This window comes from Sulfitobacter sp. SK011 (assembly GCF_003352065.1).
In the GTDB taxonomy this organism is placed as follows: domain Bacteria; phylum Pseudomonadota; class Alphaproteobacteria; order Rhodobacterales; family Rhodobacteraceae; genus Sulfitobacter.
In genome coordinates this window covers 4,147,384-4,172,827 of sequence record NZ_CP025803.1, presented here as the reverse complement: position 1 = coordinate 4,172,827, position 25,444 = coordinate 4,147,384, and the positions used below count along the sequence as shown (strand labels likewise).

Sequence of the window (25,444 nt, the reverse complement as noted above, 5' to 3'; positions counted from 1 at the left end):
AAACCCTATATAGAGGCACATCGCCGCTCGTTGGAGAATCGCTTATGTCCGCGCCCATAACCCAAGACGTTCACACCATCCCGCGCAAATTGCCGGAAGGGCCTGCGAACCTTGTCGGGATGACCCGCGATGCAATGCGCGATGCGTTGATTGCGATGGGCACGCCGGAAAAGCAGGCCAAGATGCGGGTCGGACAGATCTGGCAATGGATCTATCAGTGGGGCGTGCGCGATTTTGAGGCCATGACCAACCTGTCCAAGTCGTTTCGGGCCGAATTGGCTGAGAACTTTGTCATTGCCGTACCCGACGTCGTGACCAAACAAGTGAGCGAGGATGGCACGCGCAAGTATTTGGTGCAGATCGCGGGCGGTCACGAGGTTGAGGTTGTCTATATCCCCGAAGACGGGCGTGGTACTCTTTGTGTCTCAAGTCAGGTGGGTTGTACGCTGACCTGTTCTTTCTGTCATACCGGCACCCAAAAATTGGTCCGTAACCTGACGGCGGCAGAAATCATTGGTCAGGTGATGGTGGCACGGGACGATCTGGATGAATGGCCCCAAACCGGCACGCGGACCTATGAGGCGCGGTTGCTGTCCAACATTGTGCTGATGGGCATGGGCGAGCCGCTTTATAATTTTGAAAATGTGCGCGATGCGATGAAAATCGCGATGGACCCTGAGGGCATACAATTGTCGCGCCGCCGGATCACGCTCAGCACATCTGGCGTGGTTCCTGAGATTGCGCGCACGGCTCAGGAGATCGGGTGCCAGTTGGCAGTGTCGTTCCATGCAACAACCGATGAGGTCCGCGATACGCTGGTCCCGATCAACAAACGCTGGAACATCGCGGAACTGCTGAGCGCCCTGCGCGAGTACCCCAAAGTCAGCAATTCGGAACGGATCACATTCGAATATGTCATGCTGGACGGGGTGAACGACAGCGATGCAGATGCGCACCGGTTGGTCGATCTGATCCGTGGGATCCCGGCCAAGATCAACCTGATCCCGTTCAACGAATGGCCCGGCGCGCCCTATAAGCGGTCGTCGAACAACCGCATTCGGGCATTTTCGGAAATTATCTATAAAGCGGGTTATGCCAGCCCGGTCCGCAAGCCACGCGGCGAGGACATCATGGCGGCCTGTGGTCAGCTGAAATCAGCCACGGAGCGTGCACGCAAATCACGCAAGCAGATTGAGGCAGAGGCAGGGGTGACCCGGTGAGCCGTGACGCCTGAAATCTACCTTGTCGCGGCGGACCTGCCCGGAAGCCTCTTCATCATGCCCTGCCCGAATGGGGATGACCTGCACAGCGACATCAAGGCCTATCGGGCCCAAGGGGTTGATACGGTGGTCTCCATGCTGGCGCTCAAAGAGGCCGAGATGTTGGGGCTTGCGGCGGAACGTGTGGCCTGTGAAGGCGCGGGCCTTGCGTTCATCTCGTCCCCCATCAAGGATTTTGGCCTGCCCGAAATTTTGGTTTTTGACCCGCTGGTCCGGCGCATTGCGGATATGCTGCTGGATGGAAAATTTGTCGCGGTGCATTGCCGTGCGGGCATCGGCCGTTCTGGCATGGTAACGGCGGCAACGCTCGTCGCGCTGGGCAGTGATAGCGGGCTGGCCATAAAGCAAATTGCCCGTGCACGGGGTGCTTTGATCCCTGATACGATGGAACAGGGCAGGTTCATCGCAGAATATGAACAACGCATCAGACCGTGACATCAGGTAAGATCGAACAAAACGTGTATTCTGACACTCTGAAGCGCCGCGCAATCTGAGATTTCGTCGATGTGAGGTCAGTCTGTCAGACCATTTCCTGATGCGGAAACAAGTGCGAAACCCAAGGGCTGATTGCCAGGTTGCCAGAGGATATTGACGAGAAGGGGCCAATGTCGCCCGACGCTCGCGTCAGGACGTTCTGTGATTTGTACAAGACGTCAAAGTCAGCTTCCCCACTACGTGTCTGATTTGCACTGTATAGATCAGGTGCATCCATGCATTTGGTCCCTGACCTATGGTCCATTGAATGTGAAAATATACAAAGCACCCTTGCAGAGGCGCGCATTGCGCTTTCAATACTGCGATACGCATGGCGGGAAATTCACATGAGACTGGTTACTTACAATATTCAATATGGCTTTGGCGTGGATGGACGTTATGATCTGGGTCGCATCGCAGATGTTATTGACGGCGCTGACATTATCGCTTTGCAGGAAGTTGAGCGGAACTGGGCGCGCACAGGCTTTGATGATCAGCCGGAAATTCTGTCCAAGCTTTTGCCAGAGTACCACTACGTCTATGGCCCTGCATTTGACATGGATGCCAGCACCGTTGGCCAAGGACGTGTGATCAACCGACGCCGGCAGTTTGGAACAATGATACTGTCGCGGACGCCAATTGTCTGGTCCCGCCTTCACCTGCTGCCAATGCGCCGCGTCCTTAACCCGCTCAATACTCAAAACGCGGCACTGGAATGTATGGTCCGAACCGCATGGGGGCCAATTCGTTTCTTGTCGGTTCACCTTGCCCATATCGGTGTGGAAGAGCGGCTTGATCAGATAGAATTTTTGCTGGAACGCCACCGCCGCATCCCTTTTGAGGGTGGCCCCTGGAGTGGTGTTGACTATGAACCCCACCGGAACTGGACGCAGGGTGAAACCGAGCCGGATTGCCCATTGGCCGCCATTTGGATGGGCGATTTCAATTCAGAACCGGGCAGTGCGGAATATCTCCGCATCGTCGGCGACGCACCATATCATGAAAACGTCGCGTATCATGATGGTTTCGTCGATGCCGCTATTGCCGCAGGTCACCCTGCGCAGGCGCTTCATACCCATGTCAAAGAGATCGGCGGAAAGCTTCAAAAACGGCAACTGGATCATTGTTTTGTCGGCGGAATGCTGGCCTCGCGCGTGCAAAGCGTGCGGGTCGATAACGATGAGACCGCATCGGACCATCACCCGATGTTTGTCGAACTGGATTTAAGCTAACCGTTTTCTGCGAGACTTTCGACCGTCTCGGCGGACGGTTTCAGCGCGATGGCTGATGCGTGCATGTAGCGACAGGGGGCCCCGTGCACCCGGGGCCCCGGTGCAATCAACCTTTGTGGTGGACCTCTTGCAGGCCATAGACAGGCGTGTCGATGCCTTCCATCCGCGCCTTGATTTGCAGGGACAGGAACTGCGAATAGTGGCGCGACTGGTGCAGGTTGCCGCCATGGAACCAAAGCGCCTCTTGCTGGGTCGGCTTCCACATATTGCGCTGTTCACCTTCCCACGGGCCGGGATCCTTGGGCGTGTCAGAACCAAGACCCCAGCATTTGCCGACCTTATCAGCGGTCGCTTTGTCAACGATGTCAGCGACCCAGCCATTCATTGAACCATAGCCCGTGGCATAGACGATCACATCGGCCTCCAGCTTGGTGCCGTCATCAAGGATCACACCGTCTTCGACGACCTCGGTGACCTGCCCGTGGGCAAGTTTGATCTTGCCGTCAATGATCAGCTGGCTGGCACCCACATCAATGTAATAGCCCGAGCCGCGGCGCAGATATTTCATGAACAGCCCGGAGCCATCCGAGCCCCAGTCAAGCTGGAAGCCTGCCTTTTCCAGCCCTGCATAGAAATCGGCATCCACCTCTTTGATCTTGTCATAGACGGGGATCTGAAACTCGTGGAGGATAGCGTAAGGCAGCGAAGCAAAAATCATATCGGCCTTGTTGGTGGTCATGCCAGAGGCCACCGCACGTTCAGAATAGAGATCGCCGATGCCGATCTCCATCAGCGGTTCAGAGCGCACGATATGGGTTGTCGAACGCTGCACCATGGTGACATCCACATCGTTTTCCCACAGCGCCGCACAGATGTCGTGGGCGGAATTGTTGGAGCCAATGACCACTGCCTTCTTGCCTTTATAGGCATCGGGCCCCGGGTGTTGGGACGAATGGTGCTGGTCACCCTTGAAGGTGTCCATACCCGGCAGTTTGGGCATGTTGGCCTTGGCGGACATGCCGGTGGCAAAGACCAGATGCTTGGGCTTGAGGATAACTTTTTTGCCATCGCGGTTGACGGTGACGGTCCATTCCTTTTTGGCCTCGTCAAAGCTGGCGCTCTCGCAGGTGGTGCGCGTCCAGTAATTGAGCTCCATGATCTTTGTATACATCTCAAGCCAGTCGCCAAGCTTGTCCTTGGGCGCGAACACCGGCCAGTTGGGCGGAAAGGGCAGATAGGGCAGATGGTCATACCACACCGGATCATGCAGACAGAGAGACTTGTAGCGGTTGCGCCAGCTGTCGCCGGGGCGGTCGTTTTTTTCGATGATGATCGTCGGAACGCCAAGCTGGCGCAGCCGCGCGCCGAGCGCGATGCCGCCCTGACCGCCGCCGATGATGACGGTATAGGGTTGGGTTTCGTAGCCAAGCTCTGCGGTCTCTTTTTCGCGCTCTTCCTTCCAGGTGGGGCGGTGTTTTCCTGCGCCGTGTTTGGCCCCCATGGGGCGGTCCATGCCAAGCGGTTCTTCGTGACCCTTGAGTTCGACCATCGACGTCAGCAGCGTCCAGATCAACCCGTCACGCAGGCGGATCAATCCGTACCCGCGCGCCACAGCGGTCTCAAAGCTGATCCAGGCCGTGGTGATGCCGCCATCCTCGGTGGCGACTTCTCCGTCGGCGATACGCCAGCCTTCAGGTTCAACGGAGGACAGTTGCGACGTCAGCATATCGGCAATCGCCTCTTTACTCTCCAGTGTTTTGATATTCCAGGTAAAGGTCACCAGATCGCGCCAATAACAATCATCTGTAAAAAGATTTGCCGCGGCCGCGGCATCGCCTGCGATCATCGCCTCATTAAGCGCTCCAAGAACCTGTTCCACCTGGGCGTCTGCATTGGTATCAAGCATCTTATCCTCCCGATCTCACTATTCAATTATGTTGCGGATACGTCTTAAATTTTCAGCAATCCTAAGCGGCGGTGTTGGATTTTGGCAAGCTTGGGGTCAAATACCTTGTCTCAGGGCTCATGATTTGAATGTCCTGGCCCATGTCACAACCCCGCGTCTTTGACTTTCTGAACGGTTCCGGTGGCGGAAAAGCGACCGCGCCTATGCGTCGCTCGCGGGTGCTTTGACCCGGAAGACTGCCAGATAAAGTGCCGGAACAAAGACCAGAGTGATCACTGTGCCGGCGATGATACCCCCCATCATCGCATAGGCCATCGGCCCCCAGAAAATCTGTCGCGAAATCGGGATCAGCGCAAGGCTGGCGGCAGCGGCGGTCAACAGGATTGGTCGCGCGCGACTGTCCGACGCCTCGAATACCGCATCCCACTGGCTGCGCCCGGCGCGGCACAGCTCTTCGATCTCATGCACCAGAATGATCGAATTGCGGATCAGGATGCCGACCAGCGCCAACACCCCCAGGATCGCCACAAAGCCCAACGGCGCACCGGAAGGCACCAGCGCGGCCACCACACCGATCAGGCCCAGAGGTGCGACGCAAAGCACAACAAACGTCAGACGGAATCCCTGCATCTGCACCATGATCAGCGACAGCATGATCAACATCATCAATGGCACCACGGCGGCAATCGGGCCCTGACTGTCCGCACTGGATTCAACAGTGCCGCCCACAACGACGCTGTAGCCAAAGGGCAGGGCGGCGCGAAAATCGGCGATCTTGTCAGCCAGATCGTTTGCAATGGTGTCTGGCTGATCATCGGTGGCAATGGCGGCCTTGACGGTGATCGTTGGCATCCGGTCACGTTGATGGATCACGGGTTGTTCGGTGCCGAAATCAAAGGTGGCAACGGCACGCAGCGGAATGACCGCGCCGTCGGTTGCGTTCAGTTGCAAGTTCGCCAGCGCCTCTACCGATGTGCGGTCATCGGGCGCGCCACGCGCCACAATATCCACAAGGTACGTGGCATCGCGCAGCTGCGTGATCTGGGTGCCATCATAGATCGCGTTTAACGCGCCCGCGATGTCGGCGGCGGAAATGCCCAGTTGTCGTGCCTTGTCTTGCAGGATGTTGACCCGGATCACCCGCGCCGGTTCGTTCCAGTCCATCACAATGCTGGTCAATCGGTCATCTGTGGCCATAAGCGCAGCAAGGTCGCGCGCGGTATCGCGTACCACGTCGGTGTCCGGTCCGCTCAGACGGTATTGCACCGGACGTCCCACCGGCGGCCCGATCTCAAGCAGCTTGACGTAGATGTCGGTCCCGGGAAACTCCTGTGCGGCAATCTCTCTGAGTTGGGTGCGCAGGGCATCGCGGTCCTGAACTGAGGGGGTTTGAATAACGATCTGTCCGGTATTGGCCCCGGGTGTCAGAACATTGAACGACAGCAAGAACCGTGGCGCACCACGCCCGACATAGGAAGACCAGAACAGCACATGGTCGTTGCCTTCCAGATGGCGCTCCATGCGGTCCATTTGCGTTTGCGTGGCGGTGATAGACGCGTTTTGCGGCAAGGTGAAATCCACCAGCAACTCGGGTCGGTCAGAGTTGGGGAAGAACTGGTTCTCGACAAAACGCATTCCCCAGATGGCCCCGCCAAAGACCACAACGGTGGCCATGATGGTCAGCCAGCGAAAACGCATGGCGCTGTGTAAGATGCGGTGAAATCCACGGCGCAGACGGCCCGGCCCGGCATCGTGCGCTTTCATCTTGGCAGGCAGCAGCGTGACCCCTAAAAGCGGCGCAAAAAGCACCGCAACGATCCAGGAGATCAGCAGCGAAACAGCAATCACCACAAAGAGCGAGAACGTGAATTCCCCCGCCGCCGATGTGTTCAGCCCGATCGGGATAAAACCTGCGACAGTGATCAGCGTGCCGGTCAGCATCGGTGCCGCGATCGAGGTCCACGCATAGGACGCGGCGCGCGTCAGTGTTTCGCCCTTTTCAAGCTGGGAGATCATCGTTTCAATCGCGATCATCGCGTCATCGACCAAAAGGCCAAGCGCAATGATCAGCGCTCCAAGCGATATCCGCTGCAGGGTGATGCCGTAGTAGTCGAGGATCACAAAGGTAATCGCCAGCACCAAGGGAATGGTGATGGTCACAACCAGACCCGCTCGCACGCCCAGACTGATAAAGCTGACCGCAAGCACGATCAGCACCGCCTCGATCAGTGCCTGTATGAAATGTCCCACCGCCTCGTCCACCACATGGGGTTGATCGGCGACCTGATGAATGGTGATCCCAATTGGCATATCGGCCTGCGCCAGTGTCATCACCGCCGTCAACTCAGCGCCGAAATCGATGATATTGGCCCCTTTGCGCATCCCTACCGACAGGCCCATGGCTTCGGTGCCGTTATAGCGGAACATGGTCGAGGGCGGATCGACATACCCGCGCTTGATGTCGGCCACATCCGTCAGGCGAAAGAACCGCTCACCCACACGCAGATTGATGTCTTCAAGGCTTTCGGTGCCCTCAAACTGGCCGCCGACCCGCACAAGGACCTGTTCATCACCGGCGTCGATGACCCCGGATGGAATAATTGCATTCTGTGCTGACAGGGTGTTCAGCACCGCCTGTTGGTTCAGCCCAAGTGCCGCCAGCCGCTCGGTCGAAAACTCAAGATAAATGGTCTCTTCCCGAACGCCAAAAATCTCGACCTTGCCGGCATCATCCAGCGCCTGAACGGCGCGCCGCACCCGTTCGACGTAATCGCGCATTTCCCGTGGGGAATAGCCGTCGGAGGTGAAAGCGTAGATATTGCCAAACACGTCGCCAAAGTTGTCATTGAACTGAAAGCCCGCAAATTCCTGTGGAAACTCGCCCCTGATGTCGCCCATATAATTGCGCACGGTCTGCCAGATACGGGGCAATTGATCGGCCTTTGTTGTGGGCAGCAGTTCGACATAGACAATCGCAAGCCCCGGCCCAGTGACGGACCGGGTGAAATCCAGCGATTCGAGATCTTCGAGCTTTTTCTCAATCCGGTCAGTGACTTGTCGCAATGTTTCCGTCGTGGAGGCACCGGGCAGGGCGGCCTGAATGATCATCGTCTTGATCGAGAAATCAGGATCTTCCTCGCGCCCGATATTCACATAGGAAAGCGCCCCGGCCACCAAAGAAATGATCATTAGAAACCAAACGAATGACCGGTGCTTGAGTGCCCAGTCGGACAGGTTGAACGATTTCATGGCAATGCGACCTGCGGGCCAACGACTTGCCCGTCCTTCAACGAATGAATGCCTTTCAGCACGACTTCATCCCCGACCTTGAGGCCCTGTGCGACGCGGATGCGGCCGCCGAAATCCTCGCCCAGTGTTACGGGGCGGGCGTGGACGGTGTTGGTGCTGCGGTCCACAACCCAGATGTGCGGTGCTGTTTCAGGGGTCAAAATCGCGCTGCGCGGCAGGCTCAGCACGCCATCGGCCTGTGCGTCGGGCGTCACCACCGCCAATGCCCCCAATCTGAAACCGTCGGCTGCGGACTGATCCAGCGACAGGTGCAGGCGGCGGGTGCGGGTGCTGCGTTCGGCAACTGGATCAATCCGCGTCAGCACGGCGGTGGCAGTCATGCCGGGAATGGCGATCAGTTCAGCCGTAAAAGGCGCGCCGATGTCAAAGTTCGCCACATCCTGCTCACTCAGGTCGATCACGACCTCGCGGCCACGGGCCCCGGCCAGCGTCACAATCACCTCGCCCGCTGCCAGTGTCGCCCCGGCTTCGGCATGCACGCTGGTGATGACGCCATCCTGCGGGGCACGCAGCGCGGCGTAATTGCGGATTTCACGCGCACTGGCAAGCGAGGCAAGCGCCTGATCGTGGCGTGCCTGTGCAGCGGTCAATGCGCGGTCGGTGTCTTCGAGGCGGGTGGCAGCATCGACGCCACGTCCGGCCAGTTGCTTGGCCCGGTTCTGCGCATCGGTTGCAGATCGCAGATTGGCCACCGCGACAGCGACACCTGCCTCGGCGGCGCGCACATCGGCGTCAAAATCTTCCGGGTCAAGCTGCGCAAGCAGATCACCACCGATGACAATATCGCCGGTATCCACCAGCCGCGCGGCAAGTGTGCCATGCACAGGAAACCCCAGATCGATCTCGGTCTTGGCAGCAACAACCCCGACAAAGCTGGCGCGGGCCGACGCCGACAGGCTGACAATATCCGAGATGACCGGCCGCGGCGTGTCGATTTGGGGCAGGCCTTTTGGCCCGCCCGTGTTTTCGGCAGCCCCAAGCGGCAGAGCGGTCACAAGCAGGATTGGTGCGAGCAGCAGCAGTTTCACTTTGTGGGCTCCTGATAGGTGACAGTCCGGCCAGGATAGAGCAATTGCGCCCCGTCGGTGACGACGATAGTGCCTTCCTCCAGCCCGGCCTTCAAAATCATGCGGGCTGTCTCGAAACGGTCAATATCGACCTGCTGCAGCGAGACAGTTCGCGTTTCGGGATTGACCACCCAGACGGCGGGCCCGTCCTTGGTGGCTGACATCGCGGTAAAGGGCAGGGCCATCCGGTCATCGACCTGCAGCCGCACGGTACCGCGCACGGCATCGCCATAGCTGGCACCCGCCGGGGCATCCTGAACGCTCACAGTCACCTCAACCGTGCCTGTTGAGGCATCGACCAGCGGCGAGACCTCGCGTACTGTTCCGGAAAAGCCAGCGTCGGTGGAATCGAGCAGATCAAGCTGGATCGTCTCGGAATGTGTTTCGCTTGTTAACAATGCCTCTGGCACATCAAATATCGCATCAAGGTCGGTTCCAAGCGCCAGTTTGACAACCGGTTGTGCCGCGCCCAGAACCTGACCCGGTTCGCCCATCCGGTCCGTGACTTCGGCGGCGGCGGGGGCCAGCAAAACGGTATCGTCCAGCGCCTTGCGCGCCTGATCGAAATCAGCCTGCGCCTGTGCCAGCACCCCTTCTGAGATGGTCAGCGCATCTTCGGCTGCGTCGCGGGCGATGCGGGTTGTGGCACCGCGTTCGATCAAGGCATTCTGGCGCACAAGGTCTGCCTGGGCCTGACGGAAATCAGCCTGCGCCGTTGCAACACCTGCCTCTGCCGCACGCAGGGCTTGTTCCTGTCGCACCGATTCCATTCGCGCCAGCACCGCCCCGGCGGCAACCTTGTCGCCCTGTTCAACATCGACGCTGGCAAGCCGACCGCCTGCGGGAAATGATGCGGTCAGCGTGTTGCGGGCCACGATTTCGCCAATGAGGGCATTAACGCGCACATCTTCCACGCTTTGGGCGACGACGACGTTCACGGCCAGCGGTGTCTCAGCATAGACAGGCAGGGAAAAGATGAGGCTGGCAAATAACGTCCGTCCGGAAATCATCATAAACCTCATCGGGAAATTGGTCGGAACAGTAAAGGGCCACAACGCGGCAACCGCAAGAGCCCGGCGGAATGTGAAGGGTAGTTCTATAATACGTAAACTAAACTAATCAGTTCACTTTGGCCAGATGCTTTCTGCGCCGAGTAGTTCAGGCACGCCTGTTACGGATGCATGAACGCCACAACAAAGTGTCAGTTTCAAACCCATTTTGCCGCCGCTCATGCCAGGATCATCTCAATTGTGCCGGTTGGGTCGATTGCCGGGTGGAAAAAATGGCCGGTTCAAACTTGCCTCACATGCTTCGGCAAATTCATCAGTCTGGCCCTTTGGTTTAATCGCTAGACATACCGCCGGATTCTCGCGAACATGTGTTTCTCGCGAGGAAAAATGATCTGGCGCGTAATTCTGTCTGCCAGCGGCCCGGGCATCGGGTCTGTCATAAGCAGGCTGCCAACTAGAGGGAATACTATGAAACTTTCACGTCGTATCTTTATGAGTGGCGTCGCTGCAGCACCGCTGCTGCATTTGACCACCTTGCCCGCCTTTGCTGCAGAGCGGGTGTTTTTCGGTATCGCAACCGGTGGCACCGGGGGTACTTATTATCCTTTGGGTGGCATGCTGGCGCAGCTGATCTCGAACACGGCGGAAATCCCAGATACCAAACTGTCGGCTACCGCCGAGACCGGTAATGCATCTGTCGCCAACGCGCAGCTTCTTGGCCGTGCCGAAATCGAATCTGCCTTTGTCGCGGCGGATATTCTGGACGCCGCCTATAAGGGCGTGAACCAGTTCGAGGGAGAAAAGGCCGAGAGCATCCGCGCCATCGGCGCACTTTACCCCGAGACGGTTCAGCTTGTTGTGCGCGCCGATTCAGGGATCGAGACATTCGCGGACCTCAAGGGCAAGACCATCTCTTCGGGCTCTCCGGGGTCCGGCCAATGGCAGTTGCTGGGTGACCTGATGATCGCGCATGGCATGACCCGCGAAGACGTCACCGAAGACTTTTCGTCGTTCTCGCAGTCGGTGGACAAGATCAAGGACGGCAACCTCGACGCCTCTTTGATCACCGCAGGTTCGCCCACGTCGTCGGTCACTGATCTGGCCAACGGTCATGACATCCGCATCGTGCCTTTGAACGGGCCCGCGATTGTGAAATTGCAGGAAACTCAGCCGTATTACGCGAATGCGATCCTCGCAGGCGGTACCTACAAGGGTCAGGACAATGATGTTGAAACGCTCGCCGTGCGGGCGATCTGGGCAACCCATGCGGATGTGCCGGACGACATCATCTATGCGGTGACCAAGGCGCTTTACGAGAACACTGAAACTTTGGGTAACGTGCACCCGAAGGGTAAGGAAATCTCGCTTGAAAAGGCATTGGAAAGCGTGTCGGTGCCACTGCATCCGGGTGCCGAGAAATATTATGTGGAGAAAGGCATCAAGTGATGTCGACACATGGCACTTTTGGTGCCTTTGGGGTGGCCTTTTTGGCCATCCTGACCTTGCCTGACGCGGCCCGTTCGGACCCCTCTTTGTGCCTGAACAGCCATCCGTCGAACGAGATAGTGAAGACCTATCCGCTTGACCCCGGCGGGACCTTTGCATTGGGGTTCATCCATTCCGTCTCGCGCACACCTGTTGTGGATACCTACGAGATCGCTGCAGGGCAAATCATCCAGACGGCGGAAATTTTCAAAGCGCACGGCGCTGGCCTGCCGTCCACGACAAATGAGATGCACGCAACCGGATGGCGGCACGAGAATGGCCATTTCATCCTTGACCTTGAACGTCCCATCGGTGCGATGATTGTGCGGGTTCAGCCCGAATACGAAAATACCCTGCATATCAATGGCCAATCTATTGCGCTTGCATCACTGGGTCATGTCGCCCTTCGGATCGCGGCCTGTGAACCTTCGGAGTAATTATGTCTGACACAACGCACACCGCAGCTCCTGATGATCGCGAACTGACACCCGATGAAATCGAAGCGCTGGTGCGTGAATACGATTCAGAATCGAATTTTCGCGACCTTAAGGGCGCGGTTGCCTGGCTTGTCACGATCGCTTGCGTCACGCTGTCGCTCTTTCATGTCTACACCGCTGGTTTTGGTCTGCTGAACGAAGTCACGCACCGCACCATCCATCTGACCTTTGTGATGGGGCTGGTGTTTCTGGTTTTTCCACGCCGCCGCGCCGAACCAACGCGCCGCCTGTGGATTGACAGTGCAATTTTCGGGGCCTTTTACCTCTACATCATTTACGATCTGGTAAGGGCGCTTCCGCCCACCGCGCTCACCTATGCCTTCGCCGCTGCTATGGTGTTGTTGACCGTGCTGACCCTGCCCATCAAGGGGCGCGGGTTGCCGGGCAGTAAGGTCGCGTTGCGGGACTGGCTTTTTGCCATCCTCGGTGCCGGTTTCTCGCTTTACCTGGTGGTCTTCTTTCGCGATGTGTTCATTGAAAACGTGGGGTCACCGCGCCCGCAGGAATACATGATGGGCTTTATCGCCATCGTCATGACGCTTGAGGCGACGCGCCGCACCATGGGACCGACGCTTGCCTTCATCGGCGTGTTCTGCATCATTTATGCTATGTTTGGCCCCTACATGCCCGGCATCATGGGCCACCGTGGTTACAACATCCTGCGCATCATCAACCATCTTTATGTCGGTACCGAAGGCATCTATGGCGTCGCCGTCGGTGTTGTGGCGACCTACGTTTTCCATTTCGTACTGTTCGGTATTCTTGCCCAGATGAGCGGTCTGGGCCAACTTTTCATCGACCTTGCCACAATCGTCGCGGGCCGTGCGTCGGGCGGCAGTGCAAAGGTGTCTGTAGTGTCTTCGGGCTTTTTTGGCATGATCTCTGGCTCTCCGATCGCCAATACGGTGACGACAGGGGCGTTCACAATTCCACTGATGAAGAAATCCGGATTTACGCCCCGTTTCGCGGGTGCCATCGAAGCGTCGGCATCCTGCGGCGGGCAGGTCACGCCCCCGATCATGGGGGCCTCGGCCTTTGTGATGACCGAAATGCTGGGCGTGCCGTATAACGAGATCATCCTGATCGCCATCATCCCCGCCGCCTTTCATTATCTGGCGATCATGTTGATGGTCCATCTCGAGGCCAAGCGCCTTGGCCTGGCTGGATTGTCCGCCGACAAAATCCCTCAATTCAAGGCGGTGTTGCGCAAATCATGGCATTTGTTCGTGCCGTTGGGTGTCATGGTGGCGTTGCTGTTGATGCAATACACGCCGTTTTTGGCGGCCTTCTGGGGCATCATCCTGACAATCGTGTTTTCCTATGTGCCGCTGCTGATGCGGGCGGTTGGCAATACGTCGATGGATATGGATACCGTGCTGACCCCACCGCGCCTTGTGCGCGGGTTTGAGGATGGTGCGAAATTTGCGCTCGCCATCGGGGCCGCCTGCGCGTGCGTCGGTTTTCTTCTTGGGATCACGACGCTGACCGGACTGGGGTTTAAGTTCTCCGCTGCGGTGGTGGAACTGGCCTATGATCTGGCGGGCTTCATGACCGCGATAGATTTTACCGGACTGTTGAATGAAAAAAGCATGGCGCTGTTCTTTGGTCTCGTATTCGTCGCAATCGCCTGTATTATCATGGGCGCGGGCATCCCGACGACACCGACTTACATCATCCTTGCCTCTATCGCGGCCCCCGCGCTGATGGAATTCGATATCCCGCTCATCGCCACGCATTTCTTTGTGTTTTACTTCGGCGTTCTGGCCGATGTGACACCGCCGGTTGCTCTTGCTGCCTATGCCGCGGCTGGCCTCGCGCGCTCTGACCCGATGCAGACCGGCATGACGGCATTTCGACTGTCCATGGGCAAGGCGCTGGTGCCGTTCATGTTCATTTACGCACCCAGCTTGCTGTTCGTTGACTTTTCGCTCATCGAATTTGTTGCCGCGCTGATCAGTGGGATTGTCTGTATTATTGCGCTTTCTGCCGCCTATATCGGCTTTTTCAAAGCACCTCTGAACGTGCTGGACAAAGTTGCACTGACCATTGGGGGACTGCTGCTTATCTCGACCTCGTGGCTGGCAATGGCCATCGGCAGTGCGCTGGTCCTGGCGATCCTTCTGCGCAACACCCAAAAGGAGATGCCAGCGCTGAGTTGACGGGCCAGATGCCGATCCTTGAGGGCTGAACAGGAGCGACCAGATGCGCATTCTAAGAGCCGCCGACCTGATAGAGGTGCCTTGGAAAAATGGTGGCGGCACGACGCGCGAAATTGCCACCGGCATCACAGATCAACATGTTGTCTGGAGGATAAGCCGCGCGGATGTTGCACAAGACGGTGCCTTTTCAGACTTTACCGGATTTATCCGCATACTGACTGTGGTTTCTGGGGGTGATATGGTGTTGGAGCACGCAAACGGTACGCTGGATGCAGAATTGTGGAATCCATTGCGATTTGATGGAAGCCTGAGGATCAACTCACGCCTCACAAAAGGCCCTTTGACCGATCTGAACTTGATGTTTGATCCGACCTTTTGCGAAGGGGACGTAATCCTGCGCAGGGGGCCATTTGAACAGGTCATTTTGCGCCCCGCATCCGGCATTGTCGCGTTTCATGTGCTGTCAGGTGGTCCAACGATGAATGCGGCGCAACTGACCACTGGCGATACCGCATTTTTTGATGAAGCAGATGCGGCACTGAGCCTGGGCGATGGGGACGCCATGCTTGAAATAAGACTTCGCTATCTGGACCAGAGTGACGACGTTAAGCTCTGCATTGGCAAGCGCTAAGGCGATGCTCTCTCGTTGCGACCAAAAGACGCCTGTTTGGCAAATCGTGATCCTAAAACATTGGACATCACGATAGAATTGCCCTCTTGCTAATGGCAACACTGGGAGGATGAATGATGGCACTTACGGCAATAATTGAGGCGCATGGCGGACCAGAGCAATTCAAATTGGTGGACGTCGAAGTTGGTGAACCGGGGAAAGGTGAGGTCCGCATCGCGCACAAAGCGGTCGGTCTGAATTTCATCGATGTGTACCAGCGTACCGGGCTTTATCCGATGCAATTGCCCCATGCGATGGGCATGGAAGCCGCAGGTGTGATTGAAGCCGTGGGCGAGGGGGTGACCCATCTGAAAGTCGGTGATCGTGCTGCCTATGCGTCGAACCCCCCGGGTGCCTACACTGAGGCACGTGTGATGCCTGCCGCTCAGGTCTGTCCGCTGCCCGATGGTATCTCTTTCGAGGAAGGGGCCGCGATGATGCTCAAGGGCATGACGGTGGAATATCTCTTTCACCGCACCACGCCGTTGAAGTCAGGGGATACGGTATTGTTTCATGCGGCGGCCGGTGGCGTGGGCCTTTTGGCCTGCCAATGGGCGCGCTCCGAAGGGATCACCCTGATCGGCACTGCGGGAACGGACGAGAAATGCCAGCTCGCGTTGGATCATGGCGCAACTTATTGCCTGAACTACCGCAGTGGTGATTGGGTGGCGCAAGTGCGCAGTCTGACCGGCGACAAAGGTGTCGATGTGGTGATGGACGCGGTCGGCAAGGACACGTTCGACGGATCGCTCGAATCCCTGAAGCCGCTTGGCATGATGATCAGTTTCGGAAATGCATCTGGGCCGGTGCCGCCCTTCGACGTTGGCATTCTTGGGAAAAAAGGGTCGCTGAAAATAACCCGTCCAACACTGTTCACCCATATTGGTGACCACGCAACCTGTCAGGCGATGGCAAAACACCTTAGCGAAAAAGTGCTGGCCGGAGACGTGAAGATCAACATCGGGCAGCGGTTCGCCCTGCGAGATGTGGCAAAAGCGCATGAAGCCTTGGAGGCGCGCAAGACAACTGGATCCACTGTGCTGGAAATTTAGGGCACCGCGGAATGCCGCGATCGGTCATGCCCGCCCTCTGTTGGCAATTTCAGGTGTGGGTCCCGGCAAAAACATCAGCGAACTGATCGCGCAGAATATTCTTTTGTAACTTGCCCATGGTGTTGCGCGGGAACGCATCCATCACGACAAGTTTCTTGGGCTGTTTGAACCGTGCAAGTTGTTTGCCCAATGCGGCCATGATATTGTCGGTTGAAAGATCGGCACCAGGTTCAGCCACCAGCAACCCGATTACGCTTTCACCAAAGTCCGGGTGCGGCACACCGATAACAGCGCTTTCCAGCACACCGGGTTGGTCGTCCAGGATCAGCTCAATCTCTTTGGGATAGATGTTGTAGCCGCCAGAGATGATCAGGTCTTTGTTGCGTCCGACAATCGTCACATAGCCATCGGCGTCGATCAGGCCCAGATCACCAGTGATAAAGAAACCATCGCTGCGCAGCTCTTCAGCCGTCTTTTCGGGCATCTGCCAATACCCTTTGAACACGTTTGGCCCGCGTACTTCGATCTGGCCAATCTCGCCTTGCGCGACCTTTTCACCGGTTGCAGGATCGGTGATTTTGAGATCCACGCCGGGAAGCGGAAAGCCGACCGTCCCGGCGCGACGTTCACCATCATAGGGGTTCGAGGTGTTCATATTGGTCTCGGTCATGCCATATCGTTCAAGGATGCGGTGACCGGTACGCTTTTCAAACCGGACATGTGTTTCGGCCAGCAAAGGCGCGGAACCGGACACAAAAAGCCGCATATGCGCGGTCAGTTCGGCGGTAAATCTTTCGTCGTCAAGCAGCCGCGTGTAAAAGGTTGGCACGCCCATCATCGTGGTGGCCTTTGGCATATGGGCGATCATCTGATCCACATCCAATTTGGGCAAAAAGATCATTGACCCACCCGCCAACAGTGTCGTGTTGGTGGCCACAAAAAGCCCGTGGGTGTGAAAGATCGGCAAAGCATGCAGCAAGACATCAGCATCGGTGAACCGCCAATAATCTGCCAGCGTCTGCGCGTTAGACAGCAGATTGGCCTGCGTCAGCATCGCCCCTTTGGATCGGCCTGTGGTGCCTGAGGTATACAAGAACGCCGCGAGGTCGTCGGCAGTGCGGCTAACGGTTTCAAATGTATCGGGCAGGCCTGCGGACATATCGATAAAGCTGCCTGTGCCATCTGGATTGAGGGTCTTAAGCGTTGCGCCATAAGCGTCGGTAACCGGGGTGAGTGCTGCTTTGGCCTTGTCCGTTGCCAGCACAAGCTTTGCGCCGGAATTGCCGATGAAATAGTCCAGTTCTGCCGCTGTATACCCGGTGTTGAGCGGTAAAAAGATGACGCCGGTTTGAACGCAGGCGGCATAGACGGCCAAGGCCTCGGGCGACTTTTCAACCTGTGCCGCCAACCGATCGCCGGGTGCCAAGCCCAGCGTCGTTATCGCCTGGGCATAGCGCGCTGCCATGCGCAGAAAGGCATCATGGGTCAGCGTCGGTGCATTTGCCAAATGCAGGAAGGGTGTCGATTTTCCAGCATGGCACCCAAACAGAGCATCATAAAGCAGATTGGCCATAGCACTTCCCAGTTTGTCAGGCGTTCGTTTCCAGGCGCTGTTAGTTATCGCCTTGCGCGTCAAAGAGCGCAATGCAGAAGAATATGCCACCTTCAGGCTGGTCCCTAAGGAGGTTCACCATCGTCGCCGCCAGATTGCGCCCTGCGGTTCGGTGCCGCCCATTTGGCCGCATTGCCTCAAACAGGTCGCGGCGCTGTTGCGTGGACCCGAACCGGCACCTGTCCTCAACTAAAGTGACGCCGCGAGCAGTTGTTGTGAATAGGGCTGGACCGCTTTCATAGCCCGAAGCGCGTCCACGCCTAGAATCTCGACGATTTCACCGTCTTTCATGACGGCAAGCCGATCACACATATGTCCGACGACGGATAGATCATGTGACACCATCAAATAGGTCAAATCCCGATCTGCCCTCAGATCCGCCAGCAAATTCAGGATTTCGGCCTGCACCGACACATCCAATGCGGACGTCGGTTCATCCAGAAGCAGCAGACTGGGTTCCGGTGCAAGCGCGCGGGCAATTGCCACACGCTGACGCTGACCACCAGACAATTGATGGGGATAGCGGAAGCGAAACTTCTGACCCAGCCCCACATCGTCGAGCAATTTCACCACGCGACCATCTATGTCTTTGAACCCGTGCAGGTGCAGCGTTTCGCCCAGAACCTGATCAACGGAATGACGCGGGTGCAGCGAGGCGTAGGGGTCCTGAAACACCATTTGCACGGTTTTGAAAAAGGCCTTGGGCCGCTTCTTACCTATGGTCTGACCTTCAACAGAGATTGCGCCCGACCAATTTGGCGCAAGACCGGTTATGGCGCGCAGTATCGTCGATTTGCCTGACCCGCTTTCACCGACAAGTCCGAAACTTTCGCCCAGACCTACGTCGAAAGTGGCACCTTTCACCGCGTCGACACGGTCGCGGTTTCGGCCAAACCAGACGTTCAAATCACGGATTTCGAGCATGTTCATATGCGGCCACTCACGCTTGGGGTGACAGACCATTCCGGGTCACGCTGCAACACGTCCAACCGGTCTCTTGGTGCGTCCAGCCGTGGAAGCGAGTTTAGCAGACCACGGGTATAGGGGTGCTTTGCCTCATGCAGTTTGTCAGCGTCGCAAACCTCGACAATGCGGCCCGAATACATGATCAGCACCCGGTCGCAGAAATCAGCCACGAGATTCAAATCATGGCTAATAAAGATCAGGCCCATCCCGCGCTCTTTCACCAGCTTGTCCATGATGTCGAGCACCTGACGTTGCACAGACACATCCAAGGCGCTGGTCGGTTCATCAGCGATCAGGATTTCCGGGTTCGGGATCAGCATCATGGCAATCATGATCCGTTGCCCCATGCCGCCAGACATTTCGTGAGGATAGGCGCGCATCACCCGCTCGGCGTCACGGATTGACACAGCTTCGAGCATTTCAAGCGACTTGTTGTAGGCGTCGGATTTTGACGCAGAGTTATGCAACCGGTAGGCCTCGATGATCTGGTCGCCGATGGTCATCACCGGATTGAGCGAGAATTTGGGGTCCTGCATCACCATGCTGATGCGTTGTCCGCGCACCGCCCGCATCTCTTTTTCAGACTTCTGGAGGAGGTCCACACCGTCAAGGCTGATCTGATCCGCCTCGACAATACCGGGGGGGCGGATCAGGCGTAAAATGGCGCGTCCGGTCATTGATTTGCCCGAACCGCTTTCGCCGACGATACCAAGACGTTCCCTGCCCAAGGTAAAGGACACACCGCGCACTGCGTCGAATACGCCGTGGCGTGAAGGAAATTTCACCCAAAGGTTCTGCACATCCAGAAGCGTTTGCATCATTCACCTGCCTTGGGGTCAAGGACGTCACGCAACCCGTCGCCCAATAAATTGAAAGCCAGCGAAACCGTAAAGATCGCCAGCCCCGGCACAGTCGCAACCCACCAGTGATCCAAAATAAAGCGCCGCCCCTCAGAGATCATCGCGCCCCATTCCGGGCTGGGCGGTTGCGCGCCAAGGCCAAGGAAACCCAATCCGGCAGCGGCAAGGATAATGCCCGCCATGTCCAGCGTGACCCTGACAATAAGCGACGAGATACACAGCGGCCAGATGTGTTTGGTGATGATCCTGAGCGCCCCCGCACCCTGCAATTTGATCGCACTGATATAATCAGACGACCGGATTGTCAGCGTTTCCGCACGTGCAATGCGGGCGTAAGGGGGCCAGGCCGTCAGCGAGATTGCAAGCACTGCATTTTCGATCCCGGCCCCAAGGGCGGCAACGAACGCCAGTGCCAGAACCAGACGCGGGAAGGCCAGGAAAATGTCGGTGATGCGCATCAAAACCGTATCAGTCCAGCCGCCGACATAGCCCGAAACGGTGCCCACCAGAAGACCGGCAATTGGCGCGATCAAGGCCACAAGGGCGACAATATATAGCGTGATCCGCGCACCATAGATCAGTCTGGACAGAATATCGCGCCCAAGGCTGTCCGTGCCAAAGACATGCCCGTCCGTCCACAGCGGCGCGAGCCGGTTGCCCAGGTCTTGGACGAAGGGGTCATGCGGTGCGAGGATTGGGGCGGCGGCGGCGATCAGGACCAAGGCAACAAGTATCCCCAATCCAATCATCGCCATCGTATTTGACTTGAACGACAGCCAGCCCTGATAAAGCGCCGACAGCTTGGCGTGGCGTCGGGATGTAGGCGTCTCGGTGACCAACCATTGGTGCAAAGTCTGTGTGTCGGCCATTATTTCGCCCTCGGATCGAAGACCTTGTAGAGCAGGTCAGAGAAGATATTGAGCAGGATGAAAATGAGACCAACAACGACCGTGCCACCCAAGACCGCATTCATGTCCGCACTCAGCAGGGCGGTGGTGATATAGCTGCCAATGCCCGGCCAGGAAAAGATGATTTCCGTCAGCACCGAGCCTTCGAGCAGGTTCGCGTAGCTCAACGCAATCACGGTGATCAGTTGCACGCGAATATTCTTGAAAGCGTGCTTCCAGACGACATCCCATTCAGACATGCCTTTGACCCGCGCGGTAGTGATATATTCCGCGCTGAGTTGTTCCAGCATGAACGACCGCGTCATGCGGCTGACGTAGGCCAGTGAATAGTAACCCAGCAGCGACGCGGGCAGTACGATGTGCGAAAAGGCATCTTTGAAGACATCCCAGTTTCCGTCCAGTGCGGCGTCAACAAGGATCATGCCCGTCACACTTGGCACCACATCGACGTAAAAAATGCCAACGCGTCCCGGTCCACCAACCCACCCCAGAATGCCATAAAAAACCAGAAGGCCCATCAGGCCCAACCAGAAGATAGGCATGGAATACCCAACCAGCGCCACAACGCGGGCGATCTGATCTATCCAGGAGCCTTTGCGCACAGCCGCCAGCACACCCAAGGGCACGCCAAGCACAACGCCAAAGATTATCCCAAGTGTCGCGAGTTCCAAGGTGGCGGGAAAGACGCGCGCGATGTCCTCTGAGACGGGGCGTGCATTCAAAAGCGAGGTGCCAAAATCCAGATGCAGCACATCCCAGAGATAGTAGAAAAATTGCACGACAAGCGGCTTGTCCAGCCCCAGCTGAAAGTAGACCGCGTCATAAGTTGATTGTGATGCCCGCTCGCCCACGATGGCCAGTACCGGGTCGATCGGCATGACGCGACCGATGACGAATGTGATGAACAAAAGGCCAAGCATGGTGACCGCGACAGAGCCTGCTGTCAGCAGCGTCGTGCGCAAGAACGGCCAAACCTGCTCTGACAGAGGCGCCCGCGTGGGGCGCCTCTGATTGTTGTCCTCCGAAAGGGCCACTTACTTGGTGACCTGCCAGTAAGCAGCCGATGTCACAGCCTGACCAGTGGACCAGTTGGTCACATTGTCACGCAACGCGGACTGCTCAATCTGTTGGAACATGATCACAAAAGGAGAGATTTCCCGGAATTCTGCCTGAATATCCAGATACATCTGCACCCGTTTGTCGCGATCTCCTTCGGTCACTGCCGCGTCGACTTTTTCGGTCAGACCGCCCGCGTCCCAACCCGTACGCCAAGCCAGAAGGCCTGTTGCATTGGCTTCGTCCGAGTTGTCGGGGTTATAGGCAAAGGTGCCGGCATTGGTCTGTGGATCGGGATAGTCCGGTCCCCAGGCCCCCAGATACACATCCAGTTCCCGCGCACGATACCGCGCAAGGATCTGCTTGGCGGTACCCACGGTGATGTTCACCTTGATGCCTGCCAATGCAGCAGCGTTTTGGAAGGATTGACCAATCTCGATGCGTTCCTGCGCCTCACGGACGCCGATTTCGACCTCAAGGTTTTCCACGCCCGCCGCTGCCAAAAGTTCTTTGGCTTTTTCGATGTTATACGAAAACGGGTTTTCCTCGGATGCGCCCAGATATGTCGCGGGCAGGAAGTTCTGGTGAATGGTGTACTGACCCTTGAGGAAGCTGTCGCGCATGCCTTCGTAATCGATCAGGTATTTGAACGCCTGACGGACTTCGGGTTTCGACAGCACGGGATGTTTCTGGTTCAGCGCCAGATACATCAGACGGCCTTTCAACTCATCCGTGATCTTCACCCCATCCGCTGCGCTTGCGCCTGCGATGTCTTCTGGGTTCAGGTTACGCGCGATGTCGATGTCGCCGCGCTCCAACAGCAGACGCTGGGACGCGCTTTCGATGACATGACGGACGATCACACGCTCCATCGCCGGGGCACCGCCGTAGTAGTCGGGGTTCGACGACAGTGTCACGCTTTCATTGGGCTTCCAGCCGTCCAGCTTGTAAGGACCAGAGCCTGCTGAATTGGTTTTCAGCCAAGTGTTGCCCATATCGCCATCAACTTCGTTGGCCATCGTGACCTCTTTGTCGACGATGCCGCCAATGGTGGCCGTCAGGCAGTTCAGCACAAAGGACGTCGCATATTTCTTGTCCGTGGTGATCATCAGCTTGTTGCCGTCGGCCCTGATGGTCTCGGCCACATTCTCAGGCGTAAATCCGAATTGTGTCAGGATGAACGCTGGCGTCTTGTTCAGGATGACGGCGCGCTGCAACGAGAAAGCGGCATCTTCTGCCCGCACCGGATTGCCCGAATGGAACGAGACACCATCGCGCATCGTGAAGGTGATCGTCTTGCCATCTTCAGAGACTTCCCAGCTTTCTGCCAGATCAGGTTTATAGCCTGCGGCCAAATCCAGCGGGTCGAGATTGACCAACCTGTTATAGACATTGCGGCTGATGTCGGAGCCGGCAAACTCAAAGCTCTCTGCCGGGTCCAGCGTCGTCACATCGTCGATGCGGTGCGCGATCACCAGCATGTTTGCCGGTGTCTCAGCATGAGCTGAGAACGACGTCACGCTGACCGCCAGGCCAATCGCAACGCTCGTCAGTAGTCTGTTAAATGCATTCATCGTAAGAACCTCTCCTGTTCCGTTTCAATTATATCTACGTGCGTCTTGGCGGGTCATTCGCCCCAGGTTTTCTTAAGCACACGCAGCCAGTTCCCGTGGCATAGCTTGGCCATCAACGCGTTGTCATAGCCGTGCCTTGCCATTGCTTGCCTCAATTTAGGCAAAGATGCACAAGAGGTAAGCGCCTCCGGTACAATCGCCCCGTCATAGTCTGAGCCCAGGCCCACACGGTCTTCTCCCAGATGCTCGATCAGGTGATCGAGATGCCTGATCATCTGTTCCAACGGCACTTCCGCAACCATACGCCCATCGTCACGCAGGAAAGCGACCGCAAAATTCAGCCCAACCATGCCATCACTTTCGCGGATCGCAGCAAGCTGTTTGTCGGTCAGGTTGCGGCTGTGCGGGCAGATCGCATGTGCATTTGAATGGGTCGCGACCAGCGGTTTGCTGGAATGTCGCGCCACATCCCAAAACCCTGCCTCATTCAGATGCGACAAGTCCACCATTATCCCCAATTCATCGCACCGCTGGATCAGCCGCAAACCGTGATCCGTCAGCCCGCTGCCGATGTCAGGTGTGCTTGGATAGCGAAAGGGCACGCCGTGCCCGAAAATCGTGGATCTGCTCCAAACCGGACCGATGGAGCGCAGACCAGCCTGATACAGGACCTCAAGTGTATTGAGATCTGCATCAATCGCTTCTGCGCCTTCGATGTGAAAGATCGCGGCGATTTTTCCGGTTTTCAGCGTCTCTTCAATGTCCCGTGTTGTGCGGCAGATCGTCAGCGCATTGCGTTTTTCCAGATCAAACAGGATTGCAGCCTGAGACATGACCACCGGAAACGCGTCCTCCCAGTCAATCGGTTCAGGCAGAGGGAGATCGTAGGACGGTTTGACCATCTCGTTGAACTTGAAATCGAGATCGGCAGGAGATGGCACATAGACCGCAAAGAACCCGCCAGCAAATCCGCCAGTTTTTGCGGAGGGGACATCAATTGCGCCATCCCGCCCGGTCACAAAGCTTTCTGCCGCTTTTGCACCGCCATCGCGGTACAGTTTCAAAAGTACATCGTTATGGCCATCGAATATGGCAGGTGATGTCGGATCACTCACGTCGCTTTTGCCCCCAGAAATATCAAATCAGCTTATCCCATAAATTCTCATGGACCAGCCTCAATGACTTGATATTATCTCATACTATGATGATACTTATGTAGAGGCTTGGATGGGCACCAAAATATGGCATAGCCTGCCGGAATATCAGGCCCTGCGCGCACTGATGGAAAGTGGAACAACGTCAAAGGCGGCCGTTCGGCTGGGTCTTTCGCAATCCGCAATCAGCCGGTCCATCGCGAGCCTTGAGACCCGAACCGGTCGGACATTGTTCGAACGCGATGGGGGCAGGCTGCGTCCTACGAACGAGGCCGCGCAGATGAATCGGCGTCTGGACCCCTTGTTTGAAGCGTTGGATCGCATTGATGGGCCACCGGAAGTGGCGCGGGAAACGTTGCGCATTATCGCGCCACCGACCTATGCGCATCGCTTTCTGGTCCACCACATTGCGACCTTTCTCAAACTCAACCCTCACTTTTTTGTCAGCCTTGAGGTGGCACCCTCTGAGGACGTCATTCGCGGCATACTTGACCAGCGTTTTGATCTTGGCGTTACGGGTGTGGAATTGTCCCGTGACGGCGTGAAATTAACACCCTACCGCAGATCCAGCGCTGTCTGCGCCATGGCGAGCGATCATCCATTGGCCGGCCGTGATGAAATCCACCCCATGGATTTGGATGGTCAGGCGCTGATTGCACTGACCCACCGACACGCCCGTCGCGCACAGCTTGAGAAAGTTTTGCATGGCAGCGGTGTCACATCTCATATCGTGGCCGAGGTATCGACGTCGGTTGCTGCCGTAGATCTGGCCAAGGAAGGGCTTGGCATTGCGATCGTCAATCCCTTTCCGATTGTGCAGTATCGATCAGAGGGCGTTGCGTTCCGTTCGTTTGCATCGCCAATCGAATATCGGAGCTATTTCGCGACACCCGATCATGGTCCGACATCCAGCATGGCCCGGTCGTTCATGCGCCACCTGAGATTACATACCGCGAAAGATTTCTTTTCAGAAAAGGCCTGAAAGATGTCGTCGCAATCGTCTGCCCTTGTTTGCAGATAGCGCTGAACCGTCGGATACAAATTTGATTTAGGCGCAAGGGGAAAAATACGTAATTCAGGTCATTTTAGGAATTTCGTGCCGAGGTAGATCCGACGCCGGCACTCAAAAACCTCACCGTGGCGCGCGCGTTATCCCAAAATGGAGGCTAAACA

At 57.0% G+C, this 25,444-nt stretch carries 20 protein-coding genes; 9 read left to right on the top strand and 11 right to left on the bottom strand.

What is annotated here, in order from left to right:
* Positions 1–44: 44 nt before the first annotated feature.
* The 3 genes from rlmN to C1J02_RS20630 all read left to right on the top strand — a co-directional run bounded on the left by rlmN (position 45) and on the right by C1J02_RS20630 (position 2,986).
* Complete coding sequence (rlmN, locus tag C1J02_RS20645; protein ID WP_114880245.1) at positions 45–1,220, top strand: 23S rRNA (adenine(2503)-C(2))-methyltransferase RlmN; 1,176 nt, start codon at positions 45–47, stop codon at positions 1,218–1,220.
* Positions 1,221–1,223: 3 nt separating this feature from the next.
* Complete coding sequence (locus C1J02_RS20640) at positions 1,224–1,715, top strand: dual specificity protein phosphatase family protein (RefSeq protein ID WP_114880244.1); 492 nt, start codon at positions 1,224–1,226, stop codon at positions 1,713–1,715.
* A gap of 386 nt (positions 1,716–2,101) precedes the next feature.
* Entirely contained in the window at positions 2,102–2,986 is an 885-nt protein-coding gene (locus C1J02_RS20630; protein ID WP_114880761.1) for an endonuclease/exonuclease/phosphatase family protein, read from the top strand.
* A gap of 106 nt (positions 2,987–3,092) precedes the next feature.
* Here C1J02_RS20630 and C1J02_RS20625 read toward each other — a convergent pair whose 3' ends face one another.
* The 4 genes from C1J02_RS20625 to C1J02_RS20610 all read right to left on the bottom strand — a co-directional run bounded on the left by C1J02_RS20625 (position 3,093) and on the right by C1J02_RS20610 (position 10,281).
* On the bottom strand, positions 3,093–4,892 hold the full coding sequence (locus C1J02_RS20625) for an NAD(P)/FAD-dependent oxidoreductase (RefSeq protein ID WP_114880242.1): 1,800 nt from the start codon (positions 4,890–4,892) through the stop codon (positions 3,093–3,095).
* Between the two features lie 201 nt (positions 4,893–5,093).
* On the bottom strand, positions 5,094–8,141 hold the full coding sequence (locus C1J02_RS20620) for an efflux RND transporter permease subunit (RefSeq protein WP_114880241.1): 3,048 nt from the start codon (positions 8,139–8,141) through the stop codon (positions 5,094–5,096).
* Positions 8,138–9,229 (bottom strand): efflux RND transporter periplasmic adaptor subunit, encoded by a 1,092-nt coding sequence (locus C1J02_RS20615; protein ID WP_162798397.1) that lies wholly within the window; start codon positions 9,227–9,229, stop codon positions 8,138–8,140. The genes C1J02_RS20620 and C1J02_RS20615 overlap by 4 nt, the downstream gene beginning before the upstream one ends.
* On the bottom strand, positions 9,226–10,281 hold the full coding sequence (locus C1J02_RS20610) for an efflux RND transporter periplasmic adaptor subunit (RefSeq protein WP_162798396.1): 1,056 nt from the start codon (positions 10,279–10,281) through the stop codon (positions 9,226–9,228). Before C1J02_RS20610 ends, C1J02_RS20615 begins: the two co-directional genes overlap by 4 nt.
* A 465-nt stretch (positions 10,282–10,746) precedes the next feature.
* On the opposite strand from C1J02_RS20610, the gene C1J02_RS20605 reads away from it, so the two are divergent.
* The 5 genes from C1J02_RS20605 (at position 10,747) to C1J02_RS20585 (ending at position 16,141) form a co-directional block, all read left to right on the top strand.
* Positions 10,747–11,724, top strand: a complete 978-nt coding sequence (locus C1J02_RS20605) for a TAXI family TRAP transporter solute-binding subunit (RefSeq protein WP_114880238.1) — start codon at positions 10,747–10,749, stop codon at positions 11,722–11,724.
* The gene (locus tag C1J02_RS20600) at positions 11,724–12,200 is read left to right on the top strand and encodes a DUF1850 domain-containing protein (protein ID WP_114880237.1); all 477 of its coding nucleotides are present in this window, start codon (positions 11,724–11,726) and stop codon (positions 12,198–12,200) included. The genes C1J02_RS20605 and C1J02_RS20600 overlap by 1 nt, the downstream gene beginning before the upstream one ends.
* 2 nt (positions 12,201–12,202) lie before the next feature.
* The gene (locus C1J02_RS20595) at positions 12,203–14,419 is read left to right on the top strand and encodes a TRAP transporter permease (RefSeq protein ID WP_114880236.1); all 2,217 of its coding nucleotides are present in this window, start codon (positions 12,203–12,205) and stop codon (positions 14,417–14,419) included.
* Positions 14,420–14,462: 43 nt separating this feature from the next.
* Complete coding sequence (locus tag C1J02_RS20590) at positions 14,463–15,050, top strand: HutD family protein (protein WP_114880235.1); 588 nt, start codon at positions 14,463–14,465, stop codon at positions 15,048–15,050.
* A gap of 116 nt (positions 15,051–15,166) precedes the next feature.
* On the top strand, positions 15,167–16,141 hold the full coding sequence (locus C1J02_RS20585; RefSeq protein WP_114880760.1) for a quinone oxidoreductase: 975 nt from the start codon (positions 15,167–15,169) through the stop codon (positions 16,139–16,141).
* Between the two features lie 49 nt (positions 16,142–16,190).
* Here C1J02_RS20585 and C1J02_RS20580 read toward each other — a convergent pair whose 3' ends face one another.
* The 7 genes from C1J02_RS20580 to C1J02_RS20545 form a co-directional block, all read right to left on the bottom strand.
* Positions 16,191–17,714 (bottom strand): malonyl-CoA synthase, encoded by a 1,524-nt coding sequence (locus C1J02_RS20580; protein ID WP_114880234.1) that lies wholly within the window; start codon positions 17,712–17,714, stop codon positions 16,191–16,193.
* A gap of 228 nt (positions 17,715–17,942) precedes the next feature.
* Positions 17,943–18,683, bottom strand: coding sequence for an ABC transporter ATP-binding protein (locus C1J02_RS20570; RefSeq protein ID WP_114880232.1), 741 nt, complete (start codon positions 18,681–18,683; stop codon positions 17,943–17,945).
* A complete protein-coding gene (locus C1J02_RS20565; RefSeq protein ID WP_114880759.1) occupies positions 18,680–19,537 on the bottom strand; it encodes an ABC transporter ATP-binding protein in 858 nt (285 codons plus the stop codon). Before C1J02_RS20565 ends, C1J02_RS20570 begins: the two co-directional genes overlap by 4 nt.
* Positions 19,537–20,448 (bottom strand): ABC transporter permease, encoded by a 912-nt coding sequence (locus C1J02_RS20560; RefSeq protein WP_205389839.1) that lies wholly within the window; start codon positions 20,446–20,448, stop codon positions 19,537–19,539. Before C1J02_RS20560 ends, C1J02_RS20565 begins: the two co-directional genes overlap by 1 nt.
* Positions 20,448–21,449 (bottom strand): ABC transporter permease, encoded by a 1,002-nt coding sequence (locus tag C1J02_RS20555; protein WP_114880758.1) that lies wholly within the window; start codon positions 21,447–21,449, stop codon positions 20,448–20,450. Before C1J02_RS20555 ends, C1J02_RS20560 begins: the two co-directional genes overlap by 1 nt.
* Before the next feature lie 72 nt (positions 21,450–21,521).
* The gene (locus C1J02_RS20550; RefSeq protein ID WP_114880230.1) at positions 21,522–23,117 is read right to left on the bottom strand and encodes an ABC transporter substrate-binding protein; all 1,596 of its coding nucleotides are present in this window, start codon (positions 23,115–23,117) and stop codon (positions 21,522–21,524) included.
* A 53-nt stretch (positions 23,118–23,170) separates the two neighbouring features.
* Positions 23,171–24,232, bottom strand: coding sequence for a dipeptidase (locus tag C1J02_RS20545; protein ID WP_114880229.1), 1,062 nt, complete (start codon positions 24,230–24,232; stop codon positions 23,171–23,173).
* Between the two features lie 112 nt (positions 24,233–24,344).
* Between C1J02_RS20545 and C1J02_RS20540 the strand changes: the two genes are divergently transcribed.
* Complete coding sequence (locus C1J02_RS20540) at positions 24,345–25,253, top strand: LysR family transcriptional regulator (protein WP_114880228.1); 909 nt, start codon at positions 24,345–24,347, stop codon at positions 25,251–25,253.
* Positions 25,254–25,444 lie beyond the last annotated feature (191 nt).

What these genes read in the sequence shown, in the direction of transcription:
- rlmN (WP_114880245.1), top strand. Translation starts at nt 45, where the DNA reads ATGTCCGCGCCCATAACCCAAGACGTTCACACCATCCCGCGCAAATTG.
- C1J02_RS20560 (WP_205389839.1), bottom strand. Translation starts at nt 20,448, where the DNA reads ATGGCCGACACACAGACTTTGCACCAATGGTTGGTCACCGAGACGCCT.
- C1J02_RS20625 (WP_114880242.1), bottom strand. Translation starts at nt 4,892, where the DNA reads ATGCTTGATACCAATGCAGACGCCCAGGTGGAACAGGTTCTTGGAGCG.
- C1J02_RS20540 (WP_114880228.1), top strand. Translation starts at nt 24,345, where the DNA reads ATGGGCACCAAAATATGGCATAGCCTGCCGGAATATCAGGCCCTGCGC.
- C1J02_RS20605 (WP_114880238.1), top strand. Translation starts at nt 10,747, where the DNA reads ATGAAACTTTCACGTCGTATCTTTATGAGTGGCGTCGCTGCAGCACCG.
- C1J02_RS20550 (WP_114880230.1), bottom strand. Translation starts at nt 23,117, where the DNA reads ATGAATGCATTTAACAGACTACTGACGAGCGTTGCGATTGGCCTGGCG.
- C1J02_RS20565 (WP_114880759.1), bottom strand. Translation starts at nt 19,537, where the DNA reads ATGCAAACGCTTCTGGATGTGCAGAACCTTTGGGTGAAATTTCCTTCA.
- C1J02_RS20585 (WP_114880760.1), top strand. Translation starts at nt 15,167, where the DNA reads ATGGCACTTACGGCAATAATTGAGGCGCATGGCGGACCAGAGCAATTC.
- C1J02_RS20600 (WP_114880237.1), top strand. Translation starts at nt 11,724, where the DNA reads ATGTCGACACATGGCACTTTTGGTGCCTTTGGGGTGGCCTTTTTGGCC.
- C1J02_RS20620 (WP_114880241.1), bottom strand. Translation starts at nt 8,141, where the DNA reads ATGAAATCGTTCAACCTGTCCGACTGGGCACTCAAGCACCGGTCATTC.
- C1J02_RS20630 (WP_114880761.1), top strand. Translation starts at nt 2,102, where the DNA reads ATGAGACTGGTTACTTACAATATTCAATATGGCTTTGGCGTGGATGGA.
- C1J02_RS20590 (WP_114880235.1), top strand. Translation starts at nt 14,463, where the DNA reads ATGCGCATTCTAAGAGCCGCCGACCTGATAGAGGTGCCTTGGAAAAAT.
- C1J02_RS20580 (WP_114880234.1), bottom strand. Translation starts at nt 17,714, where the DNA reads ATGGCCAATCTGCTTTATGATGCTCTGTTTGGGTGCCATGCTGGAAAA.
- C1J02_RS20595 (WP_114880236.1), top strand. Translation starts at nt 12,203, where the DNA reads ATGTCTGACACAACGCACACCGCAGCTCCTGATGATCGCGAACTGACA.
- C1J02_RS20570 (WP_114880232.1), bottom strand. Translation starts at nt 18,683, where the DNA reads ATGAACATGCTCGAAATCCGTGATTTGAACGTCTGGTTTGGCCGAAAC.
- C1J02_RS20610 (WP_162798396.1), bottom strand. Translation starts at nt 10,281, where the DNA reads ATGATGATTTCCGGACGGACGTTATTTGCCAGCCTCATCTTTTCCCTG.